The organism is Aquabacterium sp. J223 (assembly GCF_024666615.1).
Classification (GTDB): Bacteria; Pseudomonadota; Gammaproteobacteria; order Burkholderiales; family Burkholderiaceae_C; genus J223.
On sequence record NZ_CP088297.1, the window covers coordinates 1,598,205 to 1,612,530 of the forward strand.

The 14,326-nt window shown below is 73.5% G+C and carries 12 protein-coding genes and 1 pseudogene; 6 read left to right on the plus strand and 7 right to left on the minus strand.

The features are described from left to right. Positions 1 to 3 precede the first annotated feature (3 nt). Positions 4 to 2,064 carry a 4-oxalomesaconate tautomerase gene (locus tag LRS07_RS07755; RefSeq protein WP_260501362.1) on the minus strand — a complete coding sequence of 687 codons (2,061 nt, stop codon included), beginning with the start codon at positions 2,062 to 2,064 and terminating at the stop codon, positions 4 to 6. Between the two features lie 101 nt (positions 2,065 to 2,165). Here LRS07_RS07755 and LRS07_RS07760 point away from each other — a divergent pair, with 101 nt between their 5' ends. Together LRS07_RS07760 and LRS07_RS07765 are read left to right on the plus strand one after the other, a co-directional pair. Continuing rightward, entirely contained in the window at positions 2,166 to 3,092 is a 927-nt protein-coding gene (locus tag LRS07_RS07760; RefSeq protein WP_260501363.1) for a LysR family transcriptional regulator, read from the plus strand. Between the two features lie 124 nt (positions 3,093 to 3,216). Beyond that, complete coding sequence (locus LRS07_RS07765; protein ID WP_260501364.1) at positions 3,217 to 4,500, plus strand: porin; 1,284 nt, start codon at positions 3,217 to 3,219, stop codon at positions 4,498 to 4,500. Here the strand turns inward: LRS07_RS07765 and LRS07_RS07770 are convergent. The 3 genes from LRS07_RS07770 to LRS07_RS07780 form a co-directional block, all read right to left on the minus strand. Further along, a complete protein-coding gene (locus LRS07_RS07770) occupies positions 4,418 to 5,002 on the minus strand; it encodes a YbhB/YbcL family Raf kinase inhibitor-like protein (protein ID WP_260501365.1) in 585 nt (194 codons plus the stop codon). The two genes, LRS07_RS07765 and LRS07_RS07770, sit on opposite strands and share 83 nt — an antisense overlap. 53 nt (positions 5,003 to 5,055) lie before the next feature. After that, positions 5,056 to 6,486, minus strand: a complete 1,431-nt coding sequence (locus tag LRS07_RS07775) for an MATE family efflux transporter (RefSeq protein ID WP_260501366.1) — start codon at positions 6,484 to 6,486, stop codon at positions 5,056 to 5,058. A 107-nt stretch (positions 6,487 to 6,593) separates the two neighbouring features. Further along, entirely contained in the window at positions 6,594 to 7,505 is a 912-nt protein-coding gene (locus LRS07_RS07780) for a LysR family transcriptional regulator (RefSeq protein ID WP_260501367.1), read from the minus strand. Positions 7,506 to 7,614: 109 nt separating this feature from the next. Here LRS07_RS07780 and LRS07_RS07785 point away from each other — a divergent pair, with 109 nt between their 5' ends. Beyond that, the gene (locus LRS07_RS07785; RefSeq protein WP_260501368.1) at positions 7,615 to 8,733 is read left to right on the plus strand and encodes a Rieske 2Fe-2S domain-containing protein; all 1,119 of its coding nucleotides are present in this window, start codon (positions 7,615 to 7,617) and stop codon (positions 8,731 to 8,733) included. A gap of 36 nt (positions 8,734 to 8,769) precedes the next feature. Here LRS07_RS07785 and LRS07_RS07790 read toward each other — a convergent pair whose 3' ends face one another. Next, positions 8,770 to 9,195 (minus strand): DUF3597 domain-containing protein, encoded by a 426-nt coding sequence (locus LRS07_RS07790; RefSeq protein ID WP_260501369.1) that lies wholly within the window; start codon positions 9,193 to 9,195, stop codon positions 8,770 to 8,772. Between the two features lie 146 nt (positions 9,196 to 9,341). Here LRS07_RS07790 and modA point away from each other — a divergent pair, with 146 nt between their 5' ends. From modA to modC, 3 genes and pseudogenes are all read left to right on the plus strand, one after another. Then, positions 9,342 to 10,094, plus strand: a complete 753-nt coding sequence (gene modA, locus LRS07_RS07795; RefSeq protein ID WP_260501370.1) for a molybdate ABC transporter substrate-binding protein — start codon at positions 9,342 to 9,344, stop codon at positions 10,092 to 10,094. Between the two features lie 88 nt (positions 10,095 to 10,182). After that, entirely contained in the window at positions 10,183 to 10,866 is a 684-nt protein-coding gene (modB, locus tag LRS07_RS07800; protein ID WP_260501371.1) for a molybdate ABC transporter permease subunit, read from the plus strand. Further along, positions 10,863 to 11,923, plus strand: a pseudogene (gene modC, locus LRS07_RS07805) (molybdenum ABC transporter ATP-binding protein). Before modB ends, modC begins: the two are co-directional and overlap by 4 nt. Before the next feature lie 12 nt (positions 11,924 to 11,935). On the opposite strand, the gene LRS07_RS07810 reads toward modC, so the two are convergent. Both LRS07_RS07810 and LRS07_RS07815 read right to left on the minus strand, forming a co-directional pair. After that, positions 11,936 to 12,814, minus strand: a complete 879-nt coding sequence (locus LRS07_RS07810; RefSeq protein ID WP_260501372.1) for a TOBE domain-containing protein — start codon at positions 12,812 to 12,814, stop codon at positions 11,936 to 11,938. Positions 12,815 to 12,845: 31 nt separating this feature from the next. Next, positions 12,846 to 14,297 carry an aldehyde dehydrogenase family protein gene (locus LRS07_RS07815; protein ID WP_260501373.1) on the minus strand — a complete coding sequence of 484 codons (1,452 nt, stop codon included), beginning with the start codon at positions 14,295 to 14,297 and terminating at the stop codon, positions 12,846 to 12,848. Positions 14,298 to 14,326: the final 29 nt, after the last annotated feature.

A 14,326-nucleotide genomic window follows, 5' to 3' on the forward strand; every position in this document is an offset into this window, starting at 1 on the left:
CGGTCAATCGGCGGTCAGCCTGGCCTTCTGCACGACGCCCTTCCACTTGGCCAGGTCGTCGCGCACCAGCTTGCCGAACTGCTCCGGCGTGCTGGTCTCGACGTCGGCGCCGTGGTCCTCGATGCGCTTGATCACCTCCGGGTCGGACAGCACCTTGTTCAGCGCCGCGTTGAGCTGATCGACGACGGGCTTGGGCGTCTTGGCCGGCGCGAAGAAGCCGTACCACTGCTGCACGTCGACGCCGGGCACGCCGGCCTCCTGCAGCGTCGGCACGTCGGGCAGCTGCGGCGAGCGCTTGGGCCCGGCCACCGCCAGCGGCTTCAGCTTGCCGGACTTCACGTACGGCATGGCGGTGAAGATGCTGGGGAACATGACCTGCGTCTGCCCGGCCAGGGTGTCGGACACCGCCGGCGCCGAGCCCTTGTACGGCACGCCCACCATCGCCACGCCGGCGTTCAGCTTGAACAGCTCGGCCGCGAAGTGCGGCGCCGTGCCGCTGCCGGCCGAGGCGTAGGCGAACTTGTCCGGCTTGGCCTTGAGCTGCGCGATGAGGTCCTTCACGTCCTTGATCGGGGTCGCCGGGTTGGCCACCATCAGCGTGGGCGAATAGCCGACCAGGCCGACCGGCTGGAAGTCGGCCACCGGGTCGTAGCGCAGCTTCTGCAGCGCCGGGTTCATCGCATGGGTGGCGATGTAGCCGAACATCAGCGTGTGGCCGTCCGGCTGGGCACGGGCGACGTACTCGCTGGCGATCGAGCCGGTGGCGCCGGCGCGGTTGTCGATGATGATCTGCTGGCCCAGCAGCGGGCCCAGCTTCTGGGCGATGGTGCGGGCCATCGCGTCGTTGCCGCCGCCGGCGGCGGTGGGCACGACGATGGTGATGACCTTGTCCGGCCAGGCCTGGGCGGCGGGCGCGGCGACGGCGGCCGCAAGGGCCAGGGCGGGGGCGATGAGCGCTTTCACGGGCGGGTCTCCTTCAATGGTGTCGGGCGTCGAGAACACGTACTCGGGCAGGTGCAGCGTTCCTTCGAAGATCTTTCGGGCGGTGCGCACCAGCGACGCGCGCCGGATGCGCGCGTCGTCGCCGTTGCCGTCCACATCCACCTCGACCGCGATGCGGCCCTGCGGATGCAGCACGTCGATGCGGCGGCGGCCGGACCGCGTCGGGCCGCTGGCCACGGTGCCGGGCAGCGCGAAGGCGGTGGCCACGCCGATCGCGCCGGTGACCGCGTGCGAGGCGTGGCAGCGGCGCGGGGTGAAGTAGCGCGAGGTGATGCTGTCGGCGTCGTCGCCGTCGCTGACGATCACCGGCTTGGGCACGACGGCGCCCGAGACGTCGCCCAGGCCCATCGCCTCGCCGGCGGACAGGCGCAGGCTTTCCAGCCGCGCCAGCAGGGCGATGTCGGCATCGAGCTCGGCCGGCGACTCGCGCCCGCTCAGGCCCAGCGATGACGCACGCACCATCACCAGCTGCATGCCGGCGTCGATGCAGGTCACGTCCACGCCGTCGATGCGGTCGGTGCGCCGACCGGTGGGGAACAGCGATCCGGTGACCGCGCCCCACGCGTCGAGGAAGTTCAGCAGGATGGGCGCCGCGGTCCCGGCCACGCCGTCGATGCTGGTCGGCCCCTGGTAGGTGAGCCGGCCACCCGGCGTCTGCACCGTGACGTCGATGCGCGAGCGGGTGTTGACGTTGAAGACCCGCACCGTCGTCTCGTCGCCGTGGGGCTGCACCAGCCCCTGCTCGATGGCGAACGGCACGACGCCGGACAGCATGTTCCCGCAGTTGGGCCGGGTGTCCACCGACCGCTGGCCGACGCCGACCTGCGCGAACAGGTAGTCGAGCTGGCAGCCCGGCTGCGCCGAGCGGGAGACGATGGCCACCTTGCTGGTGAGCGTGCTGCCGCCGCCGACGCCGTCGACCTGGAGCAGGTCGGACGCGCCGATGGCGCCGACCAGCGCCTCGTCGCGCGCAGCACCGTCGGCCGGCAGCCATTCCTTGAGGAAGAAGGGGCCGCGGGAGGTGCCGGCTCGCATCAGGACGCAGGGGACGGTGCGGTTCATGGACTCGACTGTGGGCGCGTCGCTGTTGCTTGTGAATTGCGCATTGGGGATCGATTGATCTACGCTTCACATCAATCCACGGCACGACGACGGAGCACGCGATGGCCCTGAACTTCGACCTCAACGACCTGGTGGCCTTCCGCGCCGTGGCCGAGCTGAACAGCTTCCGCAAGGCGGCCGAGTCGGTGCACCTGTCGCAGCCGGCGTTCAGCCGGCGGGTGGACAAGCTGGAGCAGGCGCTGGGCGTGCGGCTGCTGGAGCGCACCACCCGGCGGGTGAGCCTGACGTCGGTGGGCCGCGAGTTCGAGCGCAAGGTGCGCGAGCTGCTCGACGAGCTGGACAGCACGCTGCTCACCCTGCGCGGCGCGGCGGCCACCCGCATGGGCGAGGTGACGGTGGCCTGCGTGCCGTCCACCGTCTACTACTACCTCTCGGAGGTCGTCCGCCGCTACCACCAGCAATGCCCGCGCGTGCGGGTGAAGGTGCTGGACGCCGGCGCCAACGAGGTGCTGGGTGCGGTCTCGCGCGGCGAGGCCGACTTCGGGCTCAACTTCATCGGCGCGCAGGAGGGCGACATCGAGTTCAAGCCGCTCGCGCAGGACCGTTTCGTCGCCGCCTGCCGGCGCGACCACCCGGTGGCCCGCCTGCGCAGCATCAGCTGGGGCCAACTGGCCGAGCACGACTACATCGCCGTCAGCCGCACTTCCGGCAACCGGGTGCTGCTCGACCAGGCGCTGGCCGGCGTGCCGGGACGCCCGCAGGCCACCTACGAGACGCAGCACGTCACCACCATGCTGGGCCTGGTCGAAGCCGGGCTGGGCGTGGCGGCGGTGCCGTCGATGGCCATGCCGGGGCCCGATCACCCGACGCTGGTCAGCGTGCCGCTGGTGGAGCCCGCGGTGACGCGCAAGATGGGCCTGATCCGCCGCCGCCGCCATGCGCTGTCGCCGGCGGCGCAGCAGCTCTACGACCTGTTCTCGGCGGTCAAGCCGCCGTCGCGCAGGGGCCGCACGACCCGCGACGGTTGATGCGCCAAGCGGATCAATCGATCTGCATTGCGCAATTCACGCAGCCCGGCCCTCCTCGGATGATCGCGGCCGTTTTCACCCGCTGGCCGGGTGCCGGCGCCATGTCCACACCGAGGAGATACCGATGAAGCCGCTGTTGATCGCCACCTGCTGCGCACTGGTCGGCGCCCCCGCCGCCGCGCAGAGTTCCGTCACCGTGTCCGGCATCCTGGACGCCGCCGCCCGCCATGTCAGCAACGAGGGCCGCGGCTCGATCAGCTCGCTGGTGAGCGGTTCCAACAACACCAGCCGCCTGATCTTCAGCGGCCGCGAGGACCTCGGTGGCGGCCTCACTGCCGCCTTCTGGTTGGAGCACGGCCTGTCCGTCGACTCGGGCGCTGTCAACGAAGCCACGAAGTTCTGGGACCGCCGCAGCACCGTGAGCCTGTTGGGCCGGCAATGGGGCGAGGTCCGCCTCGGGCGCGACTTCATCCCCAGCTACACCAGTTGGACCCGCTTCGACCCGTTCTCCTACGTCGGCGTGGCGCGCAGCGCGAACGTCGTGACCGGCGGCCAGACGGGCCCGATCGGCGCCACCTTCGGCAGCAACCCCAACACCACGGTGCGCAGCGACAACGCGGTGCAGTACCTGTCGCCCGCCGTCGCCGGCTTCGACGTCGGCCTGATGGTGGCGGCCGGCGAGGGCGGGGCGGTGGCCAGCGGCAACGCCAAGCTGTACGCCGGCCGCGTGGGCTACGCGAGCGGCCCGGTCAACGCCTCCGCCGCGTACACCACCTCGGAGAACGCCAACACCGTGGCCGGCAAGTTCAAGGACGCCACCGTCGGCGCCAGCTACGACATCGCCAACGTGCGCCTCGGCGCGGCCTGGCGGCAGTTCAAGTACGGCACCGCCGAGCAGACGATGTGGATGCTTTCGGCCGTCGGCACCTTCGGCCCGCACGAAGTGAAGGGCTCCTTCATCAAGGTCGACATGGACGGCCGCGTCGGTGCCGCCAACATCGGCGCCAACGGCGCGAGGCAGCTCGGGCTGGGCTATGTCTACAACCTGTCCAAGCGCACCGCGCTGTACACCACGGCCGCGCGCATCGACAACGACGGCGCGTCGACCTTCACCATCGCCGGGGGCCTGGCGGCCTGGCCGGCGGCCGCACGTCGACCGGCTACGAAGCCGGCATCCGGCACCGGTTCTGAAACGCCAGGCGTTCAGCCGGCGGCCGCGGATCGCCCGTGCGCCGCCGCTCGCGCCGGTCGGTCCATCGCTGCGCCGAACGTGCGCAGAACGCGACCAGGCGCGTGGTGCGACCCGGCCCCAGGGGCCGGCGGCTTCAATGCGCGTAGCGCATCACGAAGCTCGCGGCCCCCAGCGCCTTGCCGCCCTGCAGGGCCTGCAGCAGTTCGCCCTTGCTGAGGCCGGGGCCCAGGGCGTCGGGCTCCAGGCTGGTGGCGATCAGCGTGAAGACGTAGTGCTGCGGCGCGTTGCCGCGGGGCGGGCAGGGGCCGAGGTAGGACAGCCCCAGCGTGTTGCGCCCGTGCATGAAGCCGCTGCCCGACGCGGTGGCCGCGCCTTCGGGCAGGCCCCGCACGCCGGCCGGGATGCCGTAGGCCACCCAGTGGTTGACGCCCAGCCCGGCGCGGCCCGCCTGGTCGTCCATCAGCACCGCGAAGCTGCGGGTGCCGGCCGGCGGTCGCTCCCAGGCCAGCGCCGGTGAGACGTTGTCGCCGGCGCAGTTCGGGTTGGCGGGGTTGCGGCCGCCGTAGGGCCGGGTCGCCAGTTCGTTGTCCGCCCGCCCGGGCGACGTCAGCGTGAAGCCGGTGGGCGGCGGGACCGGGGGCCGCAGGGCGCAGCCTGCGAGGAGGAGGGCGAGGGCGGCCAGCGCGCCGACCCGCCCGGGCAGGGGGATGTGCCTCATGTCGTCTGTGCCGTCCTGTTCGGTTGTCGCCGCACAGTCTAGACAGCGGCGGCTCAGCCCAGCTTCAGCCGGTGCGCCAGCCGCGCGGGGGTCGCCGGCCAACCGAGCGCGCCGAACCAGGCGCCGCCGGCGATGGCCGCCGCGTTGATCAACCCGTAGACCACCAGCGCCGCCGCCTGCGCCGCGAAGACGCCCGTCAGGCCCCAGCCGGCGCGCAGCGCCAGCCAGCCGCCGACGCCGGCGACCGCCACCCGCACCAGGTTGCCGATCACCGGCCACTTCAGCCGGCCGGCGCCCTGGGAGGCGAAGTACAGCAGCAGGCCGACGCCGAACAGGCCGTAGGTCGGGCCGACGATGCGCAGGTAGCGGCTGCCGGCGTCGAGGACCTGCGGCTCCTGGCTGAACAGGCCCAGCCACAGGTGGGGGAACGCGGCGGCCGCCAGGCCGATGGCCTCGGTCATGACCAGCACCAGCCCGGTCGCGATCCAGGTGGCCTGCAGCGCGCGTCGGCGCTGGCCGGCGCCGATGCAGGTGCCGACCATGGCCACCAGCGGTCCGCCGAGGCCGAAGACCAGCGGCACCAGCAGGTACTCCAGGCGCGCCGCCGTGCCGTAGCCGGCCACGGCCAGCGGGCCGAAGCCGCCGGTCAGCGCGGTGGCCAGGCCGATGGCGACGTTGGTGGCCACGGTGGAGATGGCGCCGGCCATGCCCACGCGCAGGATGTCGCGCGCCAGGTCCGGCCGCCAGCGTGCGCCGCGCCAGCGTGGCCGCACCACGCTGCGTCCCGCCAGCAGGTGGGCGCCGAGCCACAGCGTGCCGCCGAGGTAGTACAGCAGGAAGGACAGCGCGCCGCCGGCGATGCCCATCGCCGGGATCGGCCCGATGCCGAAGATGAGCGCCGGCGCCAGGCCGGTCAGCAGCACCGTGCCGGCCACGGTCACGACCGCCGGCGTCAGCATGTTGCCGGCGCCGCGCAGCACCGAGGCCAGCGCGTTGAACAGCCAGACCAGCATGGCGCCGCCGAAGATCCAGTGCGAATACGTCAGTGCCGCCGCCAGCGAGCCGCCCACGCCGCCCATGCGGCTGTAGAGCACCTGCCCGAAGGCCCAGGCGGCGAGGGTGAAGGCCAGGCCGAAGCCCAGCGACAGCACGACCGCGTGCAGCGCCAGCGCGTCGGCGTCGTCGCGCCGCCGCGCGCCCAGCGCGCGGGCGATGGCCGAGGCGATGCCGCCGCCCACGGCGCCGGCGGACATCATCTGCATCAGCATCACCAGCGGGAAGACCAGCGCCACCCCGGTCAGCGCATCGGCGCCCAGGCGGCCGATGAACCAGGTCTCGATCAGGCCGGTGGCCGCCTGCGCCCCCATCACCAGCACGTTGGGCGCCCCCAGCCGCAGCAGCGTCGGCGCGATCGGCCCTTCCAGCAGGCGGCGGGTGCGCGGGTCCAGGTCCTGTCGGGGTGGCGCTTCGGCGCTGGGTGGCATGGTCGCTCTCCGGGGCCGGGAGGCCGTCGCTGAACGCTTGCATATGCAAGTTTGAACGCGATGATAGGCCGATCCGCGATCGGCTGCAGGCGAGCCGGCGTCGGGGGTCAGCGCAGGTCGGGTTCCGCCTCCACCGCGTCGAGGTCGAGCGCGGGCTTGAGCCACTGCAGCAGCGCGTTCACGCGGGCCACCTTCAGCCGCCGTCGCGGCACGTAGGCCTTGAACCAGCCGTCGGGGATGGGCCAGTCGGGCAGCACCGGCACCAGCCGGCCGGCGGCGATGGCGCCGGCGCAGACGTAGCGCGGCAGCACCGCCAGCCCGCGGCCGGCGGCGCAGGACAGCAGCAGCGTGCGGTTGTCGTCCACCGTGAAGCGCGGCTGCACCTCCAGCGTCTGCGTCTGCCCGCGCGGGCCGCGGAAGGTCCAGGCGCTGCCGTAGGGCTTGAAGACCAGGCAGGCGTGCTGCAGCAGCTCGCGCGGGTGGGTCGGCGTGCCGGCCGCGGCCAGGTAGGCGGGCGCTGCGCACAGCAGCACCCGCGCCGGCCACAGCGGGACCTCCTCCACCCCGTCGTAGCTGGCGGCCCGGCCGCTGATGGCCAGGTCGTACTCGCCGTCGCGCGGGTTGGTGGCGCGGTCGACCAGCGACACCTCCATCGTCAGCCGCGGGTGCAGCGCGAGGAATTGGTCCAGCAGCGCGCCCAGGTGCACCATCGTCAGCGTGGTCGGCGCCATCAGCCGCAGGTGCCCCTCCAGCGCGCCGTCCTCGCGCTGCAGGCTGGTCACCACCTCGTCGAACTCGGTCAGCAGCGGCGACACCTTGCGCAGCAGCTGCTCGCCGGCCTCGGTCAGCCGCACCGAGCGGGTGGTGCGGTCGAACAACCGCGCCCCGGTGGTCTTCTCCAGCTGCGCGATGCGCTTGGCCACCACCGAGGGCACGACGTTCAGCTGCCGCGCCGCCTGCGAGAAGCTGCCGCTGCGCACCACCTCGGCGAAGGCGCGCAGGTTGGTGACGAGGTCCATGCGGAAGTCTTCTGTTCCAGAACGAGAAAGATGATCGCGCGAAATAGCGTCACTGCCCACGACATCGGCTCAATAAAGTGAGGGCCGTCCGACCCGTCAGGAGCACCCCATGGCCGCCATTCCCACCGTCGAAGCCACCGCCCACGCCACCGCGCCCGCCACAGCACCGTCCGCCCGCCCTGCGATGGCCGACCACCGCACGCCGCTGGTCCGCAACTGCTGGTACGTCGCCGGCCGCAGCAGCGACTTCGGCCGCACGCTGCGCGAGCGGGTGCTGCTGGACACGACGGTGGTGCTGTACCGCCGCGAGGACGGCACGCCGGTGGTGCTGGACAACCGCTGCGTGCACCGCTCCTTCCCGCTGTCGCGCGGCCGGCTGGACGGCGACGTGGTGGTCTGCGGCTACCACGGCATGCGTTACGACCCCAGCGGCCAGTGCGTGGGCATGCCCTCGCTGGCGCGGGCGCCCTCGCATGCGCGGGTGACCAGCTACCCGGTGGTCGAGCAGGGCCCGCTGGTGTGGGTGTGGATGGGCGACCGGGCGCTGGCCGACCCGGCGCTGGTGCCCGCGATGCCGTGGCTGGCCGCGCCCGACTGGGCCACCGTGACCGGCGAGCTGCCGATGGCCGCCAACTACGTGGCCATGCACGAGAACCTGCTCGACCAGACGCATTTCTCGGTGCTGCACGCCGACAGCGTCGGCACGCCGGCCTACGCCCGCTCCGAGCTGCAGGTCGAGGAGGAGGGTGACCAGGTGCACCTGACGCGCGCCCTGATCGACTCGCCGCCGCCGCCGATCTACGGCGTGCCGATGAAGCTGATGGGCCGGCCGGTGGACCGACACTCGGACAGCCGCTTCTTCTCGCCGGCGGGGCACATCGCCCACGCCAGCATCGTCAACCGCGAGCCGCGGCCGGGCGAGCGCGAGGTCTACCGCGTGAACATCACCCACGTCTTCACGCCCGAGCGGCAGAACAGCATCCACTACTGGTGGTTCAACAGCCGCGACTTCGGGCTCGACGACGACGAGGCCAGCCGCTACCTGCAGGAGGCCTCGACCAAGGCCTACCGGGAGGACGTCGACGCGCTGACCTGGATCCAGCAGACCTACGACCGGCTGGACGGCGTGCCGCCGGAGCTGAGCTTCGGCCCCGACCGCCCCGGCCTGCTGATGCGCCGCATCCTGAAGCGCCTGGCCGACGCCGAGGGCGCCGGCCGCGCCGGCTGAGGGAGGACTCCCCGCCGGGTGCCGGCTGGGCGGGCCCTAGTCGCGCAGGTCCGCCGGCACCTTGCCGCCGTTCTCGGCCAGCTTGCGCATCACCTGCTTGTGCAGCCAGATGTTCATGCTGGCCGAGTCGTTCATGTCGCCGCTGTACTGCAGCTCCTGCGCCAGCGACTTGCGCGCGGCCAGGCTGCTGTCCAGGTCGAGCAGCTTCATCAGGTCGACGATGGAGGTGCGCCAGTTCAGCTTCTGGCCGTTGCGGGCGGCCATGTCGTTGAGCAGCGCCTCCACGTCCACCGGCGCCGCCGCCGGCGAGGGGGTGACGGGCGCGGCGGTGGGCGCCGGGGCGGTGGTGCCACCGCTGCCGCCGGCGGGCGTGGCCCCGGCGGTGGCCGCCGGCGTGCCGGCCGCGGCCTCCTGGCGACGGCCGGGAAGGATCTTGCTGAGGATGCTGCCGAAGATGCTCATGCGCGGACTCCTGGGAATGGAACCACGGCGCGGCATTCGGCATGCCGCCCCGGGCGGCGGGGGCAGCGGTGGGCCAGAGGCTCGGCACGGCCTACGCTATATTGCGCGCTATATAACGCCACAGAACGACTCGCCGGAGCGTCCCGATGCCCCTCCCGCCGCGGCTGCTGGCCGCCGTGCTGCTGTCCTGCGCCACGCTGGGGGCCCGGGCCGGCGAGGCCATCGTCGCGGTGGCCGCCAACTTCGCCGGCCCGATGGCCCGGCTGGCCGAGGACTTCAAGGCCGCCACCGGCCACACGCTGAAGCTGTCCGCCGGTTCGACGGGGAAGTTCCATGCGCAGATCGCCGGTGGCGGCGCCCCCTTCGAGGTGCTGCTGTCCGCCGACGACGAGACGCCGCGTCGGCTGGTCGCCGAGGGCCATGGCGTGGCCGGCAGCACCTTCACCTACGCCGTCGGCCAGCTCGTGCTGTGGAGCGCGCAGCCCGGGCTGGTCGACGACCAGGGCGCGGTGCTGGCGAGCGGCCGCTTCCGCCACCTGGCCATCGCCAACCCCAAGGTCGCGCCCTATGGCGCGGCGGCGATGGAGGTGCTCAAGGCCCGCGGGCTGGCCGCGCCGCTGACGCCGAAGCTGGTCACCGCCGAGAGCATCGGCCAGGCCTTCCAGTTCGTCGCCACCGGCAACGCCGAGCTGGGCTTCGTCGCGCTGTCCCAGGTCGCGTTGCCGGGCAGGCCGGTCGACGGCTCGATGTGGCGCGTGCCGCCGACCCTGCACACCGAGATCCGCCAGGACGCGGTGCTGCTCAAGGCCGGCGAACGCAACCCCGCCGCCCGCGCGCTGCTGGACTTCCTGAAGACGGCGCCGGCCAAGGCGCTGATCAGCGCCTACGGGTACCGATGAGCGCGTGGGCCGAGCGCCGGGCCGCTCCCAAGCCGGCCCACGTCCCCGTGGGGGACCGGGCGACGTATTCGTCGGCCGAGGGGTCCACATGCTGACGGACGCCGACTGGCTGGCGGTGCGGCTCACCGCACGGCTGGCCTTGACGACCACGGCCGTGCTGCTGGCCATCGGCACGCCGCTGGCGTGGTGGCTGGCGCGCACGCCCTCGCGGTGGAAGCCGCTGTGGTCGTCGCTGGTGGCGGTGCCGCTGGTGCTGCCGCCGACGGTGATCGGCTTCTACCTGCTGCTGCTCACCGGGCCGCAGGGCGCCGTCGGGCAGCTCACGCAGGCGCTCGGGCTGGGCCGGCTGCCCTTCACCTTCACCGGGCTGGTGGTGGCCTCGGCGGTGTACTCGCTGCCCTTCGTCGTGCAGCCGCTGCAGCAGGCCTTCGAGGCCGTGCCCCGCGGCACGCTGGAGGCCGCGGCCACGCTGCGCGCCGGGCCCTGGGACCGCTTCGCCAGCGTGGTGCTGCCGCTGGCGCGGCCGGGCTTCGTCACCGCCGCGGTGCTGGGCTTCGCGCACACGGTGGGCGAGTTCGGCGTGGTGCTGATGATGGGCGGCAACATCCCGGGCGCGACGCGGGTGCTGTCGGTGGCCATCTACGACCATGTGGAGGCGCTGGAATTCGCCGACGCGCACCGGCTCTCGGCCGGGCTGGTGGTGTTCGCCGTCGCCGTGCTGGCGCTGCTGTACCGCGTCAACCGGCCGCCGCGCGAGGCCGCCGCGACATGATCGAGGCGACGCTGGCCCTGCCCCGCGGCACGGGCTTCACGCTGGACGTCGACCTGGCGCTGCCCGGCCGCGGCGTCAGCGCGCTGTTCGGCCCGTCGGGCTGCGGCAAGACCACGGTGCTGCGGGCCCTGGCCGGGCTGGAGCGCGCCGCCGGCAGGGTGCGGGTGCAGGGCCAGACCTGGCAGGACGATGCCACCGGCGCCTTCGTGCCCACCCACCGCCGGCCGTTGGGCTACGTGATCCAGGAGGCCGCGCTGTTCCCGCATCTGGACGTGCGCGCCAACATCGAATACGGGCGGCGACGCAGCGGCGCGCCGCGCGGGGCGTGCCGCCGCTGGTCGAACTGCTCGGCATCGGCCCCCTGCTCGACCGCCGGCCGGCCACCCTGTCGGGCGGCGAGCGCCAGCGGGTGGCCATCGCCCGCGCGCTGGCCACCGCGCCGCGCCTGCTGCTGATGGACGAGCCGCTGGCCGCGCTCGACGCCGCGCGCAAGGCGGAGATCCTGCCGTACCTGGAGCGCCTGCACCGCGACCTGTCGCTGCCCATCGTCTACGTCACCCATGCGCTGGACGAGGTGGCGCGGCTGGCCGACCACCTGGTCCTGCTGGAGGCGGGGCGGGTGCGCGCCGCCGGCCCGGTGACCGCCCTGCTGGCCCGGCCCGACCTGCCGCTGGCGCAGGCCGACGAGGCCGGCGTGGTGATCGAGGCCGTGGTGGCCGAACACGACGCGGCCTACGGCTTGCTGCGGCTGGCCTTAGACGGCGGCGACCTGTGGGTCGGGCAGCACGGCGGGGCGGACGTCGGCGACCGGGTGCGGGCGCGGGTGCTGGCGCGCGACGTCAGCCTGGCGCGCGAACGGCCGCGGCAGACCAGCATCCTCAACCTGCTGCCGGCGGTCGTGCGGTCGCTGCAGGCGGGGCCGCACACCGTGCTGGTCGAACTGGCCGTCGGCTCGCAGCCCCTGCTGGCCCGCATCACCCGCCGCAGCGCCGACGGCCTGGCGCTGCGGGCCGGTGACGAACTGGTCGCGCAGGTGAAGGGCGTGGCGCTGATGTGAGCGCCGCCCCGCTCAGGCAAAGCTCAGCAGCACCGCCTGCCCGCCGTCGAACGTCGCCCACGCGGCATCGCCCACCGCCAGGCCGCGGGCCTCGTCACGCGGCAGCACCGCGCTCAGTGTCCGGCGGGGCCCGGCCCCCAGCCTCAGCGCGCAGTGCTGCGACCCCGGCTGGATCGACCGCACCTGCACCGGCAGCACGTTGCGCCCGGGCCGGGCCGGCGGCCGGCGCGACAGCACCCGCACCAACGGCGCCTTGACGAGCAGGAACACGGTGGCGCCGGGCGCCAGCGCCATGTCGGTGGCGGCGTCCGGGGTGATGGTGGCGACCAGTGTGTCGCCCGCGTCGCCGTCGCCCGCCGACCAGTGCAGCACCACGTCGACCAGGCCGCCGCGCGGCCGCAGCGCCTGCACCTGCACCGGCAGCTGGTTGCGCGCGCTGCTCTTCACCGGCAGCCGGCGCAGCAGCGCGCGCAGCGTGGCGGCATCGGGCGAGGCGGCGTCGCCGCCCGCCGCCTCGTCCAGCACCGACGGCGGCAGCCGGTCGAGCACGTCCTGCTGGCTGCTCTGCATGGCGCGGTACAGCGCCACCAGCTGGCGCGCCTGGGCGGTGAGCCGCATGCCGCCGCCGCCGGCGCCGCCGGTGTGGCGCTCGACCAGCGGCTGCGGCGACAGCGCGTCCATCGCCTGCAGCATGTCCCACGCGGCCTTGTACGACAGCGGCACGGTGCGCGCCGCGCGGTTCAACGCGCCGTGTTCGGCGATCGCCTCCAGCAGCCGCACGCCGCGCTCGTCCAGCACCGCGCCCAGCGCCGTCTGCAGCGACAGCCGGCCGGTGAGGCGGCCGTCCGCCGCGGCACCGGCGGTGGCGGGGTCGCGGCGGGCGGCGGGCATGGCCGCAGTCTAGGGCCCGCCCGCGTTGTCCTCAGGCCTGGGTGTAGGCCGTCTTCACCGTGGTGTAGAACTCGGCGGCGTGGCGGCCCTGCTCGCGCGGGCCGTAGCTCGATCCCTTGCGGCCGCCGAAGGGCACGTGGTAGTCCACGCCCGCGGTGGGCAGGTTGACCATCACCATGCCGGCCTGCGCGTGGCGCTTGAAGTGCGTGGCGTGCTTCAGGCTGGTGGTGGCGATGCCGCTGGCCAGGCCGAACGGCGTGTCGTTGGCCAGCGCCAGCGCCTCGTCGTAGTCCTTCGCGCGCAGGACGCTCACCACCGGGCCGAAGATCTCCTCTCGGTTGATGCGCATGGCGGCGGTGGTGTCGGTGAACAGCGCCGGGCGCAGGTAGAAGCCGGGCGCGCCGTCTGGGTTGCGCTCGATCACCTCGCCGCCGGCCAGCAGCCGCGCGCCCTCGTCGCGGCCGATGCCGATGTACTTCACGTCCTGCGCCAGCTGGTGCTCGTCGACCACCGGGCCGATGTCGGTGCCGGGCTTGCGCGCGTCGTCCACCCGCAGCGTCTTCATCCGCTCGGCCACGGCCTGCACGAAGCGGTCGTGGATGCCGTCGGTGACGATGAGCCGCGACGACGCGGTGCAGCGCTGGCCGGTGGAGAAGAAGCCGCTGTTGACCGCGGCGGCCACCGCCACGCCGAGGTCGGCGTCGTCGAGCACGACGAACGGGTTCTTGCCGCCCATCTCCAGCTGCACCTTGGCGCCGCGCGAGACGCAGGCCTGCGCCACGCGCTGGCCGGTGGCCACGCTGCCGGTGAAGCTGACGGCGTCGACGCGCCCGTCCTCCAGCAGCACCGCGCCCACCTCCGAGCCGCGGCCCATGACGAGGTTGAACACGCCGGCCGGCGCACCGGCCTGCGCCAGGGCCCGGCTGAGGATCTCCGCCAGCGCCCAGGCGCAGCCGGGCACCACCTCGGCCGGCTTGAAGACCACGCAGTTGCCCCAGGCCAATGCCGGCGCGATCTTCCACGCCGGGATGGCGATGGGAAAGTTCCACGGCGTGATGAGGCCGACCACGCCCACCGGCTCGCGCGTCACCTCGACGCCGACGCCCGGCCGCACCGAGGCCACCGCCTCGCCGCCCGGGCGCAGCGCCTCGCCGGCGAAGAACTTGAAGATGGAGCCGGCGCGCGCCACCTCGCCGATGGCCTCGGGCAGGGTCTTGCCCTCCTCGCGCGCCAGCAGGTCGCCCAGTTCGGCCTTGCGGGCGAGGATCTCGCTGCCCACGGTGTCGAGCAGGTCGAAGCGCTGCTGCGGCGTGGACAGGCCCCAGGCCGGCGCCGCGGCGCGCGCGGCGGCCACGGCCTGCAGCGCCTGCGCCCGGTCGGCCACGGCGTACTCGCCGATCACGTCGCGGGTGTCCGACGGGTTGATGTTGCGGTAGGCGCGCACGCCCTCGGTCCAGGCGCCGGCGATGTAGTTGGCGTTCATGCGGGTCCGGTTGCAGGGTTCGGAGGAAG